This is a genomic window from Streptomyces sp. NBC_01198 (assembly GCF_036010485.1).
In the GTDB taxonomy this organism is placed as follows: Bacteria; Actinomycetota; Actinomycetes; order Streptomycetales; family Streptomycetaceae; genus Actinacidiphila.
On sequence record NZ_CP108568.1, the window covers coordinates 4642145 to 4660016 of the forward strand.

Annotated in this window: 22 protein-coding genes and 1 pseudogene; 10 read left to right on the top strand and 13 right to left on the bottom strand. The window is 71.3% G+C overall.

Features of this window, described 5'->3' with window-relative positions:
* The first annotated feature begins 40 nt into the window (after positions 1-40).
* A complete protein-coding gene (locus tag OG702_RS20775) occupies positions 41-577 on the top strand; it encodes an NUDIX hydrolase (protein ID WP_327290404.1) in 537 nt (178 codons plus the stop codon).
* Between the two features lie 152 nt (positions 578-729).
* Here OG702_RS20775 and OG702_RS20780 read toward each other — a convergent pair whose 3' ends face one another.
* From OG702_RS20780 to OG702_RS20790, 3 genes are read right to left on the bottom strand one after another with little or no spacing between them, the layout of a single operon-like run.
* Complete coding sequence (locus tag OG702_RS20780) at positions 730-1146, bottom strand: DUF6907 domain-containing protein (protein ID WP_327290405.1); 417 nt, start codon at positions 1144-1146, stop codon at positions 730-732.
* Between the two features lie 47 nt (positions 1147-1193).
* Positions 1194-1952, bottom strand: coding sequence for a hypothetical protein (locus OG702_RS20785; protein WP_327290406.1), 759 nt, complete (start codon positions 1950-1952; stop codon positions 1194-1196).
* A gap of 2 nt (positions 1953-1954) precedes the next feature.
* Complete coding sequence (locus OG702_RS20790; RefSeq protein WP_327290407.1) at positions 1955-2182, bottom strand: hypothetical protein; 228 nt, start codon at positions 2180-2182, stop codon at positions 1955-1957.
* Positions 2183-2249: 67 nt separating this feature from the next.
* On the opposite strand from OG702_RS20790, the pseudogene OG702_RS20795 reads away from it, so the two are divergent.
* Positions 2250-2474, top strand: a pseudogene (locus tag OG702_RS20795) (NUDIX domain-containing protein); the annotation flags it as partial.
* Between the two features lie 96 nt (positions 2475-2570).
* On the opposite strand, the gene OG702_RS20800 reads toward OG702_RS20795, so the two are convergent.
* Entirely contained in the window at positions 2571-3095 is a 525-nt protein-coding gene (locus tag OG702_RS20800) for a GNAT family N-acetyltransferase (protein ID WP_327290409.1), read from the bottom strand.
* Between the two features lie 46 nt (positions 3096-3141).
* On the opposite strand from OG702_RS20800, the gene OG702_RS20805 reads away from it, so the two are divergent.
* Positions 3142-3720 carry a helix-turn-helix domain-containing protein gene (locus tag OG702_RS20805; RefSeq protein ID WP_327290410.1) on the top strand — a complete coding sequence of 193 codons (579 nt, stop codon included), beginning with the start codon at positions 3142-3144 and terminating at the stop codon, positions 3718-3720.
* 237 nt (positions 3721-3957) lie between these two features.
* A complete protein-coding gene (locus OG702_RS20810; protein ID WP_327290411.1) occupies positions 3958-4764 on the top strand; it encodes an SCO6745 family protein in 807 nt (268 codons plus the stop codon).
* Positions 4765-4913: 149 nt separating this feature from the next.
* Here OG702_RS20810 and OG702_RS20815 read toward each other — a convergent pair whose 3' ends face one another.
* Positions 4914-6068, bottom strand: a complete 1155-nt coding sequence (locus OG702_RS20815; protein ID WP_327290412.1) for a DJ-1/PfpI family protein — start codon at positions 6066-6068, stop codon at positions 4914-4916.
* A gap of 154 nt (positions 6069-6222) precedes the next feature.
* Between OG702_RS20815 and OG702_RS20820 the strand changes: the two genes are divergently transcribed.
* Entirely contained in the window at positions 6223-7098 is an 876-nt protein-coding gene (locus OG702_RS20820; RefSeq protein ID WP_327290413.1) for a helix-turn-helix transcriptional regulator, read from the top strand.
* A 130-nt stretch (positions 7099-7228) separates the two neighbouring features.
* Here the strand turns inward: OG702_RS20820 and OG702_RS20825 are convergent, their stop codons facing one another.
* Positions 7229-8815 (bottom strand): FAD-dependent monooxygenase, encoded by a 1587-nt coding sequence (locus OG702_RS20825; protein WP_327290414.1) that lies wholly within the window; start codon positions 8813-8815, stop codon positions 7229-7231.
* 55 nt (positions 8816-8870) lie between these two features.
* On the opposite strand from OG702_RS20825, the gene OG702_RS20830 reads away from it, so the two are divergent.
* Together OG702_RS20830 and OG702_RS20835 are read left to right on the top strand one after the other, a co-directional pair.
* Entirely contained in the window at positions 8871-9590 is a 720-nt protein-coding gene (locus OG702_RS20830) for a TetR/AcrR family transcriptional regulator C-terminal domain-containing protein (protein WP_327290415.1), read from the top strand.
* A gap of 20 nt (positions 9591-9610) precedes the next feature.
* Positions 9611-9991: an RICIN domain-containing protein gene (locus tag OG702_RS20835; protein ID WP_327290416.1), complete on the top strand. Its 381-nt coding sequence runs from the start codon at positions 9611-9613 to the stop codon at positions 9989-9991.
* Positions 9992-9998: 7 nt separating this feature from the next.
* Here the strand turns inward: OG702_RS20835 and OG702_RS20840 are convergent, their stop codons facing one another.
* Positions 9999-10574 carry a MarR family winged helix-turn-helix transcriptional regulator gene (locus OG702_RS20840; protein WP_327290417.1) on the bottom strand — a complete coding sequence of 192 codons (576 nt, stop codon included), beginning with the start codon at positions 10572-10574 and terminating at the stop codon, positions 9999-10001.
* A 114-nt stretch (positions 10575-10688) separates the two neighbouring features.
* Between OG702_RS20840 and OG702_RS20845 the strand changes: the two genes are divergently transcribed.
* A complete protein-coding gene (locus tag OG702_RS20845) occupies positions 10689-11285 on the top strand; it encodes a YdeI/OmpD-associated family protein (protein WP_327290418.1) in 597 nt (198 codons plus the stop codon).
* Between the two features lie 214 nt (positions 11286-11499).
* Positions 11500-11865, top strand: a complete 366-nt coding sequence (locus OG702_RS20850) for a hypothetical protein (protein ID WP_327290419.1) — start codon at positions 11500-11502, stop codon at positions 11863-11865.
* An 85-nt stretch (positions 11866-11950) separates the two neighbouring features.
* On the opposite strand, the gene OG702_RS20855 is transcribed toward OG702_RS20850, so the two are convergent.
* On the bottom strand, positions 11951-12742 hold the full coding sequence (locus OG702_RS20855; protein WP_327290420.1) for a hypothetical protein: 792 nt from the start codon (positions 12740-12742) through the stop codon (positions 11951-11953).
* 168 nt (positions 12743-12910) lie between these two features.
* On the opposite strand from OG702_RS20855, the gene OG702_RS20860 reads away from it, so the two are divergent.
* A complete protein-coding gene (locus tag OG702_RS20860) occupies positions 12911-13735 on the top strand; it encodes a helix-turn-helix transcriptional regulator (protein WP_327290421.1) in 825 nt (274 codons plus the stop codon).
* A 28-nt stretch (positions 13736-13763) separates the two neighbouring features.
* On the opposite strand, the gene OG702_RS20865 is transcribed toward OG702_RS20860, so the two are convergent.
* From OG702_RS20865 to OG702_RS20885, 5 genes are all read right to left on the bottom strand, one after another.
* A complete protein-coding gene (locus tag OG702_RS20865; RefSeq protein ID WP_327293305.1) occupies positions 13764-14075 on the bottom strand; it encodes a DMT family transporter in 312 nt (103 codons plus the stop codon).
* A 92-nt stretch (positions 14076-14167) separates the two neighbouring features.
* Entirely contained in the window at positions 14168-14845 is a 678-nt protein-coding gene (locus OG702_RS20870) for an HAD family hydrolase (protein WP_327290422.1), read from the bottom strand.
* A gap of 42 nt (positions 14846-14887) precedes the next feature.
* The gene (locus tag OG702_RS20875) at positions 14888-15973 is read right to left on the bottom strand and encodes an ABC transporter ATP-binding protein (RefSeq protein WP_327290423.1); all 1086 of its coding nucleotides are present in this window, start codon (positions 15971-15973) and stop codon (positions 14888-14890) included.
* The gene (locus tag OG702_RS20880; RefSeq protein WP_327290424.1) at positions 15970-16926 is read right to left on the bottom strand and encodes an ABC transporter permease; all 957 of its coding nucleotides are present in this window, start codon (positions 16924-16926) and stop codon (positions 15970-15972) included. Before OG702_RS20880 ends, OG702_RS20875 begins: the two co-directional genes overlap by 4 nt.
* A complete protein-coding gene (locus OG702_RS20885; protein ID WP_327290425.1) occupies positions 16914-17867 on the bottom strand; it encodes an ABC transporter permease in 954 nt (317 codons plus the stop codon). Before OG702_RS20885 ends, OG702_RS20880 begins: the two co-directional genes overlap by 13 nt.
* Positions 17868-17872: the final 5 nt, after the last annotated feature.

A 17872-nucleotide genomic window follows, 5' to 3' on the forward strand; every position in this document is an offset into this window, starting at 1 on the left:
CCCAGGCACCGAAGCGGACGATCAGGTACGGAGAGGGCACGTGTCGGTTTGGAAGAACCACGGCGAGAAGACCGTTTACCAGAACGCCTGGCTCACTCTCAACCTCGCCGATGTCGAACTCCCCGACGGCCGCCACCTCGACCACTACCTCATCCGGCAACGGCCGGTCGCCCTCGCCACCACCGTCAACGAGGCTGGTGAGGCACTGCTGCTGTGGCGACACCGCTTCATCACCGACTCCTGGGGCTGGGAGTTGGCCGCCGGGGTCGTCGAGCACGGCGAGGACATCGAAGCGGCAGCCGCTCGCGAAATGCTGGAGGAGACTGGCTGGCGTCCCGGTGCCCTCCAGCACCTGCTGACCGTCGAGCCCTCCAACGGTCTCGCCGACGGCCGCCACCACGTCTACTGGTCCACCACCGCAGAATACGTCGGCCACCCCGAGGACGACTTCGAATCCGACCGCCGTGAGTGGGTGCCGCTGGCCTCCGTCCCGTCCCTCATCGGGCGCGGCGAGATCAGGTCCGCCAATGCGGTGGCGGCGCTTCTCCTGCTCCACCACATGCACGCCGGAGGGTAGAGAGCCGCCACGGCTCTGCTTGATCAGCGGTCGCCAGGACGGAGTTCTCGCGCCGGATGCGTGAGCGATGTGTGATGCGTGGCTCCGCTTGACGAGGCACACGCCCTCGGACACCGGGGGCGGTTGCCGGCTTGCACCGTTCAGCGCGCTGCTCAGCTTGGGCAGACCGCTGGCGGTGTCGGATCAGCCGCGCCGGTTAGTTCATTGAAATGGCCGGCTACAGACCGGAGCCGGTCCGCCAATCCGGCGAGGCCGTCTGCGAGATCGCACAGCTCATCGGGCTCGATCGGGTACCACTGGCCGTCCAACTCGACGGAGAGGAAGGGTTCGAGACCAGGCGATCGCTCGGTGAACGGGTATTGCTGCAAGCAGGTGCGCAGGAGCACCGCAGTGCCGTGGGCGGTCGGGACCGCGAACTCGTCGTCAGCGCTTGAGTGAGTGATGTCCACGCGGTAGCCACCGGGCTGGTGATTTTCGCCCGTGCACCAGTCGGGCTCGGGGATGGTGACGACTCCGTGGTCGCACGTGGGGATGGTGACCGTTTGCGGTGTGATGGTGGCTTCGGGCATGGCAGAACTCATACCGAACGGGCGTGGCGCGAGATCAGCTGTCCGGGTCACTCCTCGTTCAGGAGTTCTGCGGCCGCCTTGGGATCCATCAGGGTCGACCAGGCCTGTTCGGCTGGGAGGAGGGAGCGGCTGGGGAGGGCGTATTCGGGGTACCAGTCGGCGGGCTCACACCCCGGGACATGGCGCAGGACGACGGCGGTCAGGTCGTCGGGGACGGAGCCGGTGATACGTACCGCCACGTAGGTCTCATGGCCGTCCTCGGCGCGTACCAGGATGCCGAGACGGAACGTGGCGAAGTCCGCGGCGTGCTCGTGTCCGTCGTGCAGTGATCCACGGGTCAGATCACGGATCGCCGAAGCGAGCCGGCGCACGAGGCGGGTGCCGGCTTCGAGCTGGTAGCGATCACGATCGTCGTGGTCGGGCAGGAGATGGCCCACGTAGGTCTTGCCGGCCAGGGGTTGGCGGTGGTCGGCGTTGTAGCGGGCTCGTGCTTGTGCGTTGGTCTCCAGCGCAGAGTAGAAGTCGTCTAACGACCCGTCCTCGCGTTGTCCGGCGGCTATGAGCCAGGGCAGGTCCAGATCCTTGTCGCTCCAGGCTGCTCCGCGCCACCTCTGGACCTTGACCTTGAAAAGAATCTCGTCGTCGATGGCGCGGATTAGCTCGTGGCCTGCCTCGTCGTCGCCGAAGAGCTCCCGGGCCTTTACGAGGAGGGGGTGGTCCAGTTCGTCGAGTGGCGTCCGTGCCGAGGGCAGCGGAAGCTTCAGGTCGTCGCGGAGCGTGCGAAGGGTGGGGCGAGCGGGTGGCACGGTCAGTCGTCCTCGCCTACGCCGCCGAGTTCCCTTATCCGCTCAGGTGACAGCCCAGTCAGGAGCGAAACGCTCGACTCAACGGATCCGTCGAGCTTGCGCATCTTCTCCTTCATGCTGGCGCGGACCTCCTCACGGCGGAGCTCCAGATATGTCCGGACTGCTGCGGCGACCAAGTCCTTCTTGGTCATCCCGAGGAAGTGGGCACCATCGGAGATCAGCTCGTCCACCGCTGCATCCACCTTCAGGGGTGCCGTTGTGCGAGTTGCTCGACTTCGCGTTCCTTCTGCGATCTCCATGTGTCGCCTCCTGGTACCAGATGGTACTCCTATCCTTGGACCCTGCGTGGGCGCCTGGATCCGCCCACTCCCCAGCGTGGTCGCCGGGGTCGTCGAGCACGGCGAGGACATCGAAGCGGCAGCCGCTCGCGAGGTGCTGGAGGAGACCGGCCGGCGTCCCGGTCCCCTCCAGCACCTGCTGACCGTCGAGCCTTCGAACGGTCTCGCCGACGGCCGCCACCACGAGCCGCCGCCCATGGCTCTGCTTGAATCAGCGGTCTCCCCGGTCGAAGTTCTCGCGCTCAATGCGTGAGCAAATGCGGGACGGGTCGGTGCAGGCTCATCCGTTCTGGTCGGTGGTCAGGGCCCGCTGCATGAGCACCGTGTCGATCGAGCGGCCGTGCTTGTATCCGACTCCGGTCAGCCGGCCGGCGTGGGTGAAGGCGAAACGCTTGTGCAGCGCGGTGGAAGCGCCGCTTCCGGTGTCCGCGATGACCGCGATCATCTGGCGCACGCCCGCCTGGGCGCATCCGGTCAACAGGGCGCCGAGCAGGGCTCCGCCCAGCCCTCGGCCTGTCTGGTCCGGCGCGAGATAGATGGAGTTCTCCACGGTGTGCCGGTAGGCCGGCTTGGGGCGCCAGGGGCCGGCGTAGGCGTACCCGGCCACGTCGCCGTCCAGGTCGGCGACCAGGAAGGGCAGACCGCGATCGGCGAGGTCGTGGAGCCGTCGCTGCCATTCCGCGACGGTCGGCGGAGTCTGCTCGAAGGTGATCACGGTCTGGGAGACGTAGTGCGCGAAGATCTCGGTCACGGCCGCCAGGTCTGCGGGGACCGCGGGGCGGATGATCGCTTCGGGAACTGCCACGGCGTGCTCATTTCTCTATAGCGAAACTAAATGCTATTATAGAGGAATGGTTGAGCTTGTGGCACTGGGCGCCCACATTCAGGGGCTGCGACGCGACCGGGGCCTGACCCTTCAGCAACTGGCCGAAGCAGCCGACGTGAGCGTGAGCATGCTGTCCTCGGTCGAGCGCGGGCAGAAGGCGCCCACGATCGTGGTCCTGGCCCGCATCGCGGACGGCCTCGGCGTGCCTCTCGTCGATCTCGTCGCCCAGCCCGACGACACGCGGATCATCGTGCGCCGCGCCGCCGACCAGGACAGCATCGACGAGCCAGGCGGATGGCGGCGGACGATCCTCACACCGGTGGTGCCCGGCGTGAACTTCGAGTGGATCCGCACGACCCTGCCGCCGGACTGCGACGCCGGCCGATTCCCGGCGTACGCTCCGGGCTCCCACGAGTACATCGTCGTCGAGTCCGGCACGCTCCGGCTGACCATCGACGACACGTCCCTGGACCTGAGCGAGGGCGACTCGGCCTACTTCGCCGCGGACGTCACCCACGCCTATGCAAACGCGGGTCCTGGGCCCTGCACGTACTACGTCGCCGCACTCGTCATGCGTCCACGCCCGGTCCAGCCACGGACGTGAGAACCCGCGGCCGTGCACCTCAGCGGCTCTCCGGCAGCGGGACCGGTCCAGCCGTGATCGGCGGGTGAGCGGTCCGGGTACGCGTGAGCGGGAGGACGGCGCCGGCCCGTCTGTGCTGCTTCCCCTCCGTCGCCGATGAGTTTCGCCGTGCCGGACGGTCCAAGTCGGCACACCTAACAAGGGGAGAACCCGATGGGCAAGACGCGCTTGCATCCGACGCCTCACCTCGCCCGTCGTATGTTCGAGCTCCTGGAGCCGATCTGCCTGGTCACCTTCTGCGCCGACGAGTGCAACGAGGAACTGGCCGCTCTCGGCCACCGCACCTACTGGGACGGTTACTTCGCCAGCCGTGCCGCACCACTGGGACGGGTGCCGGCCCAGGTCGTGCACGCAGCCTTCTACAACTTCGCCGACGGGGAAGCCGCACGGCACATCCCCAGCGCCTGGGAGACGATCCCGCCGGAGGCCTCCGTCGCCGCGCGGGAGCGGGGCAGCGCGGCTTCCCTACGACGCATCCTCGGCGACGAGCTGGCCGGCTCCCCGGGCCTGGTGCGCGCCGCGGACCTGACCACCAAGGCCGCGACGAGCGCCCCCGCCGACGGACGGGTGATGTACGCCGGCATGCGCACCCTTGAGGTACCCGGCGACCCCGTCGCCCGGCTGTGGCATTCCGCGACCATGCTGCGCGAGCACCGCGGCGACGGGCACATCGCCGCTCTCGTCAGCGTGCGCATCGGTGGCACGGAGGCCCACGTGCTCTCCGCTCTGGAACAGGGCATCCACCCTCCGGAGTCGTTCGGACGCATCCATCACCTGCCGAAAGAGCGCCTGGCCACGGTCATGGAGGGCTTGCGTGAACGCGGACTCATCGACACGGACGGCCACTTCACCGACGCCGGCCGCGCGACCAAGCAACGCATCGAATCCCTCACCGACGAACTCGCCACCGCGCCCTACGACGTCCTGTCCCCCGCCGAACTCGACGAACTGATCACCGAGCTCGAACCCATCGCTGCGGCCCTGGTGGCCACAGGCTCGCAGTAACAAGCGGTAACAGGAAGTAACATGCAGAAACCGCCACGGATCTGCGCCAGGTGTCGTGCGTCAGCGGCGGTGCGGCGTCCGGTGCGGCGTCCGGGGCGGGCCGCCCTGCATTTCGCATGGGCGGCACCGCACGTTGTCACCGCGGGGGCTCAACGCCTGCTGGCAGCGATCCGGTTGAGTTCGACGATGTCCCACCAGAACGGCTTGATGTCCGTGACCTTTCCGTCCTCGATCCGGAACAGCTCGGTCAACAGCATCGACCAGCGGTTGCCTGCGCCGTCGAGGCCGGTCGGCTCGACGATGGCGATCACGCGGTGGGGGCCGTCCGCGACGAGTTCGCGGGTGGTCATCCCGTCGGCGCCGATCGCGGCGAATATCCGCTCCCGGGCCGCGTTGGCGTCGGGTCCGGTCCACGAGCCGGGGACCGGATGGCCCTCGGGCAGCGTCAGGCGGTAGTCCGCCGCGCGGACCTCGAAGAGGGCTTCGAGGTCGTCGGCCGCGGCGAGTTCGTAGGCCCGCCGGACGATCGCCTTGTTGGTCTCCTCGACGGACCGCGGTGCCGCATGGAACGGAGTGCCGGTCGTGGCGGCGGGCTTCTGGACGGCGAGGGCTGCCAGGAGCTTCCTGGTGACGGCCGCGCCGGATGCGGGATTCTGGCCGGTGATCAAGTTGCCGTCGACGACGACGTGCGACTGCCAGGCCGGGCCGCCGGTGAACTCGGCGCCGCCCGCGCGCAGGCGCGACTCCAGGAGCCAGGGTGCGTTCGCGTCGAGACCGGTGATGTGCTCCTCCTCGTCGGTGAACGAGGTCATCTTGCGGCCGGTGAAGAGCCAGTTACCCTCCGCGTCGCCCGCGGAGAGGAAGGCGGCCTGGCCGTGGCAGAGCGCGGCCACCGTCTTGCTGCCGTCCGGCAGCATCGCGGCGAGGATATGGCCGGACTCGGCGTTCACCGCCAGATCCTGCATCGGCCCGTGGCCGCCGGGGATGAGTACCGCGTCGTACGCCGCCGGGTCGATGTCCTCCAGGCGCAGCGGACTCTCCAGGAATTCGCGCACCTGTTCGAGGTAGGAGCGGAAGCGCGCCGCGGCGTCCGCGTCACCGCTGTTGGCCCCGGCCGACAGGCTGTGTTCGTCGGCGACGGGCACAGCGCCGCCCGGGGTGGCCAGCGTGAGCTCGACGCCCGCCTCGGTGAGCAGCTGGTGCGGGACGGCGAATTCCTCCGCCCAGAAGCCGGTCGGACGCTCGGTGCCGTCGTTCTGGCTCCAAACGCGCGCGCCGGTGAGCATGATGAGCACCTTGGACATGGGATCTCCTCGGTCGGGATGCGACGGGCGGACGCTGTTTTCCGCGTCCACCCATCACAACCGGGACCGAGCGGTCAGGAATGCATGCTGGTCAGCCCTGCGTTACCTAGGACTGGCAGTGCTCATCAGGGCAGGCAGCGGAGCTGGAGGCGCGATGGACGGCAGGGAAGAGTTCGGCAGCTTCCTCCGTGCCGCCCGCGCCCGTACGGCGCCCACCACGGTCGCCGGGCTTGCGGCCGGCGGTCCCGGCGACGGTCCTCGGCAGCGCCGGGTCAAAGGTCTGCGCCGCGAAGAGGTCGCCCAGCTCGCCGGCGTCAGCTTCGACTACTACGCCCGGCTCGAGCAGGGCCGCATCGGCCATGTCTCCGACGCGGTGCTGGCAGGCGTCGCGGACGCCCTCAGCCTCGACCAGGCGGAGCGCCGCTATCTGCGCGATCTGATGGAGGGGCCGCGCCGCCCCTCCACGGCGTCCCGCGTCGGCACCTCGCCGTCTCGGGGTGAACGGGCGCGGCCGACGATCCGGCGCCTCGTGGACGCCTTCGCCGACGTACCCGTGATGGTGACGGGCCGCGGCATGGATGTCCTGGCGGTGAACGCCCTGGCAGCCGAGATCTTCTTCGACTCCGCCACCGTGCCGGCCTCCGGGCGGAACCTCGCGGTGTGGACCTTCCTGGTCCCGGAGGCAGGGGAGCGGTTCGTCGAGTGGGAGCAGATCGCCGAGGGCATGGCCCACGGCCTGCGCATGCAGGCGGCAAGCCACCCCGACGACCCCCGGGTGGCCGAGGTGATCGCGACGCTGCGCGACCGCAGTGCGGACTTCCGCCTGATGTGGGCGAAGCAGGGCGCTTTCGAGTGCACCTTCGCCAGCAAGCTGATGCGCCACCCCGCGGTCGGCGAGTTCCGGCTCGACTGCGAGGCCTTCCCCGTACCGGGCAGCGCGGTCCAGAAGATGAACGTCCACAGCGCCCCCGCCGGCTCGCCCGCCGAGAGCAAACTGGCCGAGCTGCGCGGACTCCTCGTCCCAGCCTGAACGCCGGCGGGCGCGGGCTGATCATTTGCGCAGGCGGACGCCGGGGCCAGCACCGGGCGGCGGCGAGCTGCCGGCTGGACGCGTGGCCGGCGGCACGTACCAGGCGCGAGGGCGCCTCGCCGCCGACCGGTCACGCGCTCGGCACCGCGGCCGGTCGGGACAGCACCTGGTCGAGGACGTCGGTGAGGAAGCGTGCCGGGTCCGGGGGCGGCGTCGTGGTGCGCAGCGCGACGATCGCGTCCGGACGTACGAGCAGGGCTCCGGTGGCGGGGAGCCAGGGGGCGGGGACCCGGTGGGCCGGGAGGCCGGCGTGCGAAGCCGCGGCGAGCCAGCGGTCGCCGGCGGCGCCCACCAGCAGGGTCCAGCGGGAGGCGACCAGGTCGAGCGTGGAGACCCCGTCGACCCACGCGTGGGGCACCCGCGAGCCCGGCGACCCGTCGAGTGCCGCCGCCAGGTCGACGGTGGACGGGAGTTCGGGCTGCGGGTCGACGACGGCGGCCGAGGCGTACCGCTGGCCGAGGTGCACGACGGGCGCTGCCCACACTCCTGCCGCGGCCCTGGCGGCGTCGGCCTCGGGGCCACGGCCCCAGTGCAGCTTCGGGTCGGCGTACCGGCGCATTGCCTGGTCCAGCGTCGCCGCGGCGACCGGCTCGCGCTCCTGGGCGTAGGTGTCGAGCAGGCCGGCGCCCGCCTCGCCGTGGTGGACGGCGGCCAGTTTCCACGCCAGGTTGTGGGCGTCGGCGACGCCGGTGTTGAGGCCGAACGCGCCCAGGGGCGCCACGGTGTGCGCGGCGTCGCCGACGAGGAAGACGCGGCCGGCGGCGAAGCGGTCGGCCAGCGAGCTCCGGGGGCGCCACGGGAGCACGCTGCGGACCTCGACGTCGAGTTCGGGATCGCCGACCGCCGCCCGGACGAGCGCGGCGCAGCGCTCGGATGTGAAGTCGTCGGGGCGCTCGCCTCCTTCGATGTCGCAACCGACGTGCAGGACCCAGTTCGTCTCGCCGTCCACGGTCACCAGCAGGCCCGGCGCCTCCGGCGTGGTGATCGTGCAGGTGCCGAAGGACATCCCCCGCAGATGGGGGCGCAGATCAGCGCGGAACAGTATGTTGATCTTCGACTTGCCCAGGTCGCCGGCCCCCGAGGCGCCCACGCCGAGTGCGGTCCGCACGGAGCTGTGCGCGCCGTCCGCGGCCACCACGTGCGCGCAGCGCAGCGAGTAGTGGCCGTCGGGGCCCGCCAGTTCGACGTCGGCCCCCTCGGCGTCCTGCGCGATGCCGACCAGGCGGGTCGACCAGCGCAGATCCGCTCCGCGGCGCTCCAGGTGGGCCGCCACCACGGCGTCGAGGCGGTCCTGCGCGCAGACGCCGCGCAGCCGGAACGGCGTCAGGTCAAGTTCGGCGGCGGGCGGGGTCGCCATGGCCATGGTCACGACGTCGCCCGCACCCATGTCGACGACGGTCCGCGCCACCGCCTTGCCGGTGGCGCCCCTGAGGTCGACCGCGCCGGCGTCGACGGCCGCGTCGAGCCCGAGTTCGCGCAGGATCTCGACGGTACGCGCCCCGATGCCGGTGGCGCGCGGGTGGACGGACGGCCCTGACCGGCGTTCGACGAGCACCGCGGGGACGCCGTGGTGGACGAGCAGCGCGGCGGTGAGCAGTCCGACGCTGCCGCCTCCGACCACGAGCACCGGCACATCTGGATACACTGTCTCCGTCATGGCTACATCGTAGCCATAAGAGAGAATGCCGGACAACGAGGAAAGGAACCACGCGATGACCGACCCTGCCCCTCCGACGGTGTGGGCCCGCCCTCGCCCCGAACCACGCCGGCGCGCCCCGGGGGTGGACCGCTACGTGGCCGCCGCGCTGGCCGTCGCCGACGCGGAGGGCCTGGCCGCGGTGTCGATGCGCCGGGTCGCGGGCGACGTCGCGTCCGGAACGGCCACCCTCTACCGCTACATCGCCAACCGCGACGAGCTGGTGGACCTGATGGTCGACGCCGTGCGGGGCGAGGAACCGCTTCCCGAGCCCACCCGGGACTGGCGCACCGATCTGGCCGCGTTCGCCACCGCGCTGCGCGCGACTCTGATGCGGCACCCGTGGCTGGCGGGAGAACTGGCGGGCCGGCCCTCACTCGGCCCCAACTCGTTGCGCCGGTCCGAATCCGCGCTGCGTGCCGCCGTCGCGCTCACGCCCGACATCACCCTGGCCTCACAGGCGCTCGGCACCGTGCATTCGTACGTGCTCGGCTCGGTGGCCACGCAGCAGGCCGCTCGGCGGGCCGAGCAGCGCACCGGCCTGACCGAGGAGCAGTGGCAGCGCAGCGTGGGCCCGTACATCAGCGAGGTCCTCGCGGCGGGCGAGCACCCGATGCTCGCCCGCCGCGTCCACGAAGGCGAGGAGGTCGACCCCGACGTCGAGTTCGCCTTCGGCCTGGACTGCGTACTCGACGGTCTCGCGGCCCGACTACCCAGACCGTCGGGAACTTCGTAGCGCTGGCGGTCGCGTTGCCGGTGGCACAGGACTTCAACACGCAGCTGTGCGTGGACGACGGCATGACGACCGATCTGCGCGATACGAACTGCAACGGTTACGCCGGAAACCTTCACCAGTTATGGGAGGACACCTCGGGCAACCCAGGCAACCGGACCTTCCGCAACCTGGGAACGGGCCGCTGCCTGGACGACAGCGAGACGTTGAAACTGCGTACCATCGACTGCACGACGAATAACATCCACCAGCATTTCCAATGGGTCTTCACCGGCAATTCGTCCTGGGCGATCGTGAGTGCCGCAAGGGGCAGGTGTCTCGACGACAGCCCGACACTCCATCTGCGCGATGCCCCCTGCAGCGATTTCGGCACCAATGACCACCAGGAGTTCTACTTCGGTTAGAGCGTGGTCAACTGCCGTCGCCGGTCGTTGCCGCGTTGTTGACCGGGCAGTCACCCTCGCTCCGGCCGCATGCGGCGAAGTCGCACAGCCGGCACAGCCACGGCTGTGGACGGCCGTTGGTGCGGGCGGAGCGCTCCTCGGCTCGGGCGAGGGTCACTGTGGTCAGCATCCTGTCCAGCGTTGTCGCAAGACTCTCCAGCTCGTCCAAGGAGAGCGCCGCAAGCGCGCCCGCCAGTGACTGCTCGCGCGCTTGAAGGACGCGTGCGGCCGCGTCCCGGCCACGTGGGGTCAGGACGACGGAGACGGCCCGTCCGTCGTCCGCTCCGCCGCGTTCGACCAGGCCTTCCGCGGTGAGGCGGTCGACGAGGCGGACGGTGCCCGAGTGGCTCAGGCCGAGTACGGAACTCAACTGGGTGACCGTGCCGCCGTCGAGGAACTCGTGCAGCGCGGCGAGTGCGGCCGGGGTCGACGGGCCGAGCGACGCGACCGCTTCGACGGCGGAGTTCATCCGGTCGGCGACCACGAGGCTCAGGGCGCCCAGGACGTTGGCTGTGTGCTGGTGGCTTGACCGGGATTGCGTCACGGCTCTACTTTATGTGCATGAGTCACACACAGTCTACAGGGCAGCGCACGGGCTCGCCAGGCGGTCGGCCGTTCCGCCTGAGCCCCCGTCCGGTGGCCGCACCGTAGCGCCGCCGTGACCGATCTCGAGGAGTTGCTTGTCCAGGACGCCGAGGCGTGGCATGCCTGGCTGGACGGTCACCACGACGACCACCCAGGGGTCTGGCTGGTGCTGCACAAGAAGGGCGGCCGGGTGACGGCCCTGACCTACGCGCAAGCGCTCGACGAGGCGTTGTGCGTCGGCTGGATCGACGGGCAGATCGCCCGGCGTGACGACGGCAGCTACCGCCAGCGCTTCACCCCTCGTCGGCCGAACAGCCCCTGGTCCGCCAGGAACGTCGAGTACGTCGCCCGCCTTACCGCGGCCGGACGGATGCGGCCGGCCGGAATCGCGGCAGTCGATGCGGCCAAGGCGTCAGGACAGTGGCAGGCGGCCTATCGCGGGCAGGCCGACATGCAGATCCCGTCCGACCTGGCTCAGGCGCTGGCGGCCGACCCGGCCGCGGCCGCGACGTTCGACCAACTGGACGCGGCCAACCGCTACTCCATCGTCTACCGGCTCAACGCCGTCAAGCGCCCGGCCACCCGTGAGCGCAAGCTGGCCGAGTACGTCGACATGCTCGCGCGCGGCGAATCCCTCCACCCCCGCAGGTCCCGGAAGGACCCTCAGTAACCGGGACGTCCACGACAACCAGCACCGGCCGCGAGGCGCGGCTGACGGTTGTCGGCGCGGTCCCATGGCGTGCGCGCATGACCCATGCCCAGCCAGGAACCGCACCGGGTACGGCTGTTGAGCAGCACCTCGCGACGATTGACGCGTTGCTCGCGCAGCCGTTGCCCGAGGCGGACTTCGCCGACGTGACCGGGTTGGGGGCCCGGGGTACCGGGTGCGCGTCCTGCAGGTCAGCCGGGACTTCTGGGCGGACGACGACGGGCAGGCACGGGTGGAGGCCGAGGCCGGGCTGCGGGCCTGCCTCGACGCCCTGAGCGCACGGCTGGGGACGCGTTGGGGGAATCCGGTCGCCGTGGAGCTGGGGCCGTACCTCAGCGCCAGTTGCACGGGAGAAGCCGTGCCAGAGCCGATCGACTTCCTCTGCCAGCAGGCGGTGAGCATGCAGGTGTGGCCGCTGGGGGACGGCGATCGCTGGCTCGCGCTGTCGATCGGCCAAGGGGACAAGGAGCTTCCGCTCGAACTCCTCGCCACCGTCGGCCGGGCCGCCGCGCTCGATCTGGACCTCGGTGACCGCTCCTGAGCGGAGCCCGACACACGGGTGCCGGCCTGCGGACCAGGGAGGCGGGTGGGGGAGGACTCCCCGCCTCCCTGCTCGGAGCCGCGGGTCAGCCCGCCAGGGCGGGGAGTGCCGCTTCGGCCACCGGATAGCTCGTCGCCGTCATCGCCTGCTCGATGGCGTACGAGTAGTCCAGTGGCGGCAGCGGCTGGCCGCGCTTGAGCTGGACGGTGACCCAGTCGAAGCCGGAGGTGCCGTTGAACGCCGTGCATTGGAGCTGGACTTCGACGAACTTGGCGCCGGGCTCGGTGTCGCCCCACAACGGCGTGCCGAAGCAGTGCGGTGTGAGCCGGGTGATGACGGACTGCTCGGCCGAGGCGAGCGTGGACCTGAGCAACACGGTGCTCTCGCCCGCGTAGGTGCGGGCGAACAGGGCGATGGGACCAACGGTGTTGATCGCGAACCCGACGCTGTCGACCGCGTGCAGGTCGGAGAAGGCGTTGACGTCCGCCTGGGCGAGCGTGACGCAGCTCGTCGTGGCGGCGGCGAACGCCTGCGCGTTGTCCGGTGACAGCACCCGGATGTCGGCGACCTCGATCACCGCGCTGCGGGCGCAGGCCTGCACGTCGGCCGCCTGGACCGCGTCGATCTCGTTGAGGATCTGGGTCTTGGCGACGGTGATCGCGTTCTCGATCTGCGTCGTCGCCTGGTCGAGGGTGAGCGCCCCGCCGAAGAACTTCTGGTAGGCGTCATAGGCCTGCTTCACGTAACCCGCGTAGCCGGTGAAATCCCCGATCGAGGCGGCCTGGGCGGGCGTCGAACCGCTCGCGGCCACCAGGACGACGGCGGTGGCCAGCGCGGTCACCGTACCGGACAGCCGGGCGGTCAAGGTCCCTGGCATCGTACGAACTCCCCTCCGTGTGAACGTGCGAGCGTGCGAATGTTGCAACGTCGGTCCCGTGCAGCATGGTTCGGCCGGTGACCGGTCGCCATACGCGGCTCTGCGTATCCCCCGGGCCACGGCGGCCGGATACGCTGGAACCGGTGACGGGGGGCCCGGATGCGCAGCGTGAGCGCGATCAGCGACCTGGATCTGCGCGCCCTGGCGGGGATCGTCCAGGAGGAACGCACCGACGTGCCGGCGCAGGGGCTGCCACCGTCGTTGCTCGGCGACCTGATGGGCCAGATCCGCTGTGACGAGCTGACCGTCGCGGGCTTCGACAGCCACCGGCAGGCGTGGTGGCTGGGGCAGTCGCTGGCCGGTGGCGGCGAGACGAGGGACGTGGCCGGTGACCTGGCCGACGACCGGGCGGACAACGAGGCTGACACCGACGCGGACTTGAGGCACTGGGAGCACTACTGGGACTGCCGGCCGTGCAGTCACCCCGACCGCAGCGGCGACCTGCGCAGCGTCGTGACGATCGCGGACTTCTACTCGGCCAGGCAGTGGCACAGCACCGGGATGTACACCGACTACTACCGGCCGCTGGGGATCGAGCACGAGCTCATGCTCTGCATGCCCGCCGGTACGCCGGGGACCGGCGGCCCCGGCCGGACCTTGCGGATCTTCCTCTTCCGCGGGCCCGGCCCGGACTTCTCCGAGCGCGACCGCGCGCTGCTCACGTTGCTGCGGCCGCACCTGCACGAGGCCTACCTGGACGCCGAGCGGCGCCGGCATCCCACACCCCAGCTGACGCCCCGGCAGTGGCAGTTGCTGCACCTGCTCGCCGAAGGGCACACCAACAGCCAGATCGCGCGCCGGCTGGGCCTGTCGGAAGGCACGGTCCGCAAGCACCTGGAGAACGCCTACCGCCGGCTGCACGTCTCGCACCGCATGGCCGCGGTGGCCCGGGCGTTCCCGGCTGGGGTGTCCCCGCAGTGGCGCCCCCGCTGAGGTGGTAGCGGGAGAAGGGGAGCCGGCGTCAGTGGGCCCGGTGGATGTTCAGCGCCACGACGCCGACGATGATCAGGGCGATGCCCGTCCACTGGGGCCAGCCGAGGGACTCGCCGAACGCCGCCGCCCCGACGCCCGCGACGACCGCGGTACCGACACCCGACCAGACGGCGTAGGCCACCGACACCGGGATCTGGGTCAGGGCCCGGCCGAGCAGCACGAACGACACCACGTACCCGATCACCACGGCGATGGTGGGGAGCAAGCGGGTATACCCGTCGGTGAGTTTGAGGCAGCTGGTCGCGCAGACCTCGGAGACGATGGCGAGGCCGAGCAGCACGTACGGCAAGGTGACTCCCGTAGAAGGTAGGCGGGCGGGCTCGGCCCCCAAAAGGGGCCCGGACGCCGAGCGGGCCCGGCCCCCCGGCGGGCTCAGGCCCCGCCGGCGGCGAGTGACGCGAGCAGCGCCAGGTCGACCTCCTCCAGGCTGCCGACCACCAGCACCCCCGGCTCCCCGGCGATCGGCACCGTCGACGGCACCGCCACCACGTGGCAGCCGGCCGCCCGCGCGGAGGACAGGCCGAGCGGGCTGTCCTCCACCGCGACGCAGTCCCGCGGCGGGACCCCGAGACGGGCCGCCGCGGCGAGATACGGGTCCGGGGCGGGCTTGGTACGGGCGGTGTCCTCGGCCGTCACGGTCAGGGCGAACCAGTGCGCCCCCAGCGTCCGCAGCACCAGGTCCACGACCCGCCGCGGGGACGCGGTGACCAGGGCGGCGGGCACCGCGGCGTCCCGGAGCTCCGCGAGCAGCCGCAGCGCGCCGGGCCGCGGGCGTACGTCGCCGGCCACCCGTGCGGCGAAGGCGCCGTCGAGGTCGCGGGCGATCTCCGCCTCGGGCACGGCGGGGGCGGCCGTCCGGCGCAGATACCTCGCGGTGTGCGCGACCGGGCGGCCGAGGACGTCCGGCAGGTCGACGTCGGTCAACCCGTACCCCAGCCGGTCCGCGACCTCGCTGACCGCCCCCCACCACAGGTGCTCGGTGTCGACGAGGGTGCCGTCCATGTCGAACAGGACGGCGGCGGGGCGGGCCGGGGTGCTGGGCGTGTGCACGAATGCCTTTCCGGACGGGAGGAGTTGGGGTGGGGCAGCGGGTCAGGCGGCTCTGCGGTCCACCAGAACGGGGCGTTCCGGCAGGGTGAGCGCGGCCGTGGAGCCGAGCGGCAGGGCGGCGGCGGTCTCGGTCGCCATGTCGGCCTTGACCCCGGTGCCGTCCGGCAGCCGCACGGTGACCCGGGTGATCGCGCCGAGGAAGGAGGCCGCCACCACTGTCGCACCGCCCCGCGGATCGGGGGTGACGCGGACGGCCTCGGGCCGGAGCAGGGCGTCCAGCTCGCCGTCCGGGGGGAGTTCGCCCTGCACGGGCAGCCTCACACCCAGTACCTCGACCTGCGTGCCGCTCCTGACCGCCGGGATGCGGCTCATGGTGCCCACGAACTCCGCGACGAAGGCCGTGGCGGGGCGGGCGTACAACTCCGCGGGTGCCGCGACCTGTTCCAGCCGGCCGGCGCGCAGCACGGCCACCCGGTCGGCCATCGACAGCGCCTCCTCCTGGTCGTGCGTCACGAACAACGTGGTGATGCCCAGCTCCTGCTGGAGCCGGCGGATCTCCTCGCGCAGCGTCAGCCGGACCTTGGCGTCGAGTGCGGACAGGGGTTCGTCCAGCAGCAGCACGCGGGGTTCGAGCGCCAGCGCGCGGGCCAGCGCGACCCGCTGCTGCTGCCCGCCGGACATCTGGTGCGGGAAGCGGTCGGCGAGTCCCGCGAGGCCGACCAGGTCCAGCAACTCCGCGGACCTGCGCTGCCGTTCCGCCCTGCCGGCGCCGCGCATGCGCATGCCGAAGGCGACGTTCCCCGCGGCGGTCAGGTGCGGGAAGAGGCTGTACGACTGGAACACCATGCCCGCGCCGCGCCGGTGGGCGGGCACGCCGGTGATGTCCTGGCCGTCGACCAGCACCTCGCCCGCGTCCTGGTGCTCGAAGCCGGCCAGCATGCGCAGCGCGGTGGTCTTGCCGCAGCCGGAGGGGCCGAGCAGCGCGAGCAGTTCACCCGGGTGGGCGGTGAGGTCCAGGCCGTCCAGCGCGACGGTGGCGCCGAACCTCCGGTACAGCCCGCGGAATTCCACGGTGGCGCTGTCGAGCCCGCGGGCCGGCAGGGACGTTTCTACGGTGGTCGCGGTCATGATTCCTCCTGGACGGTGGGCGCCGGGACGGCGGAACTCCCGCGGGCCCCGCGGGTCCTGCGGTTCTCGCGCGGGGCACGGGTCGACCGCCCGCGGCCCGCGGCGGCCAGCACCAGCAGCAGGACCCAGGTGAGGACGAGGCTGAGCATCGACACCGAGACCGACATCTGGGCGTTGCTGCCGCCGATGGAGACGATCCACACCGCGAACGGCTGGTAGCCGAGGATCGATGCGACGGTGTACTCGCCCAGGACCAGGGCCAGGGTGAGGAAACCGGTGTTGAGCAGGGCGCCGCGCAGGTTGGGCAGCACGGCCTGGACGACGGCCCGCGGCCAGCTCGCACCGCAGTTGCGGGCGGCCTCCATCAGGGTGCTGAGGTCGATGGCCCGCAGTCCCGCGTCCAGCGTCCGGTACGCGAGCGGCAGCGCCATCAGTACGTAGGCGAGCAGCAGGACCACCGGGAAGCCGGGCTTCTGGATGGAGTTGAAGGTCTCGAACAGCGGGGTGCCGGCGAAGTCGTCGGGCCCCCACTGCAGCACCGAGCTGATGCCCGCCGTCAGCGCCACCGCGGGCACCACCAGCGGCAGCGAGCAGAGCACCTCCACCAGCACCCGCAGCCGGGGGGCGGTGAGCCGTACGGCGATCAGCGCGGGCACCAGCAGCAGCATCGTCACCGCGATGGTGGCGGCGGCGAGTTCGAGGGTCAGCCGCAGGCTGGGCCAGAATCCCTCGGCGCCGAGGATGCCGCTGTAGGAGCTGAGGGTGAAGCCCTCGCCGGGCACGTCCACGGTGAAGATCAGCGAGGAGACCATCGGGCCGAGGAAGTACAGCACGGCGATCAGGCCGACGACGCCGCGCCACAGCCGGGGACGGCGGCGCCCGGCCCGTTCGCGGGCCGGCCGTGCGGCGGTGGCTGCGGGGGCGGTGCCCGCGGGCGGGGTCAGTGCAGCCATCGTGCGCTCCTGCGCTGGAGGGGGATGTACAGGGCCATCACCACACCGGCGATCACGATCATGTCGAGGCTCAGCGCCAGCGCGACGTTGCCCTGGCCGGCCAGGACGTTGCCGGACAGCGCGTTGGCGATCTGCAGCGTGATCAGCGGTACGGAACTGCCGACGATGGCGGCCGCGGTGGCGTAGGCGGCGAAGGCGCTGCCGAAAAGCAGGACGAACCCGCCGATCAGCGAGGGGGCGAGGATGGGCAGCGCGACGTGCAGCCAGTACTGGCGGCCGGTCGCCCCGTTGTTCTGCGCCGCCTCCCGCAACTGGGTGCGCAGGCCGTCCAGCGCCGGGGTGATGGTGAGCACCATCAGCGGCACCAGGAAGTACAGGTAGACGACGGCGAGACCGGTGAAGGAGTAGAGGCTCCACCCGTGTTTGTCGAGGTCCAGGGCGTGCGTGAGCTCGCCGGAGTTGCCGAGGGTGGCGACGAAGGCGAAGGCCAGCGGCACACCGCCGAAGTTGGCCAGCACGCCGGAGGCGGCGAGCACCCCTTCGCGCAGCGCGCGGAAGCGCGAGGTCACGACGGCGTGGGCGAGCGGCAGTCCGAGCAGCACGCCGATCGCCGCGGTGAGCGCGGACAGCTTCACGCTGCCCCACAGCGCGGTGAGGTAGGCGCCGTGCACCGACTGGCTGAGGTTGCCGGTGGTCCAGTGCCGGCCGCCGGGCGAACCCGGTGAGGTCTTGAAGGCGTTGGTGAGGATCGCGAAGGCGGGCAGTCCGAAGACGACGAGGACGAAGACGATCAGTGGCAGGACGGCGAGCCATCCGGCGGCGCGCGGCCGGCGGCGGGTTCCGGCCTTGCGCGGTGCGGGTACGGCGGCCACCCCGCCGCGGGCCTTCTCCGAGGAGGGGCCGGCGGCGGGGGAGGGGGCTGCGACGCGAGCCGTGGTCATGGCGC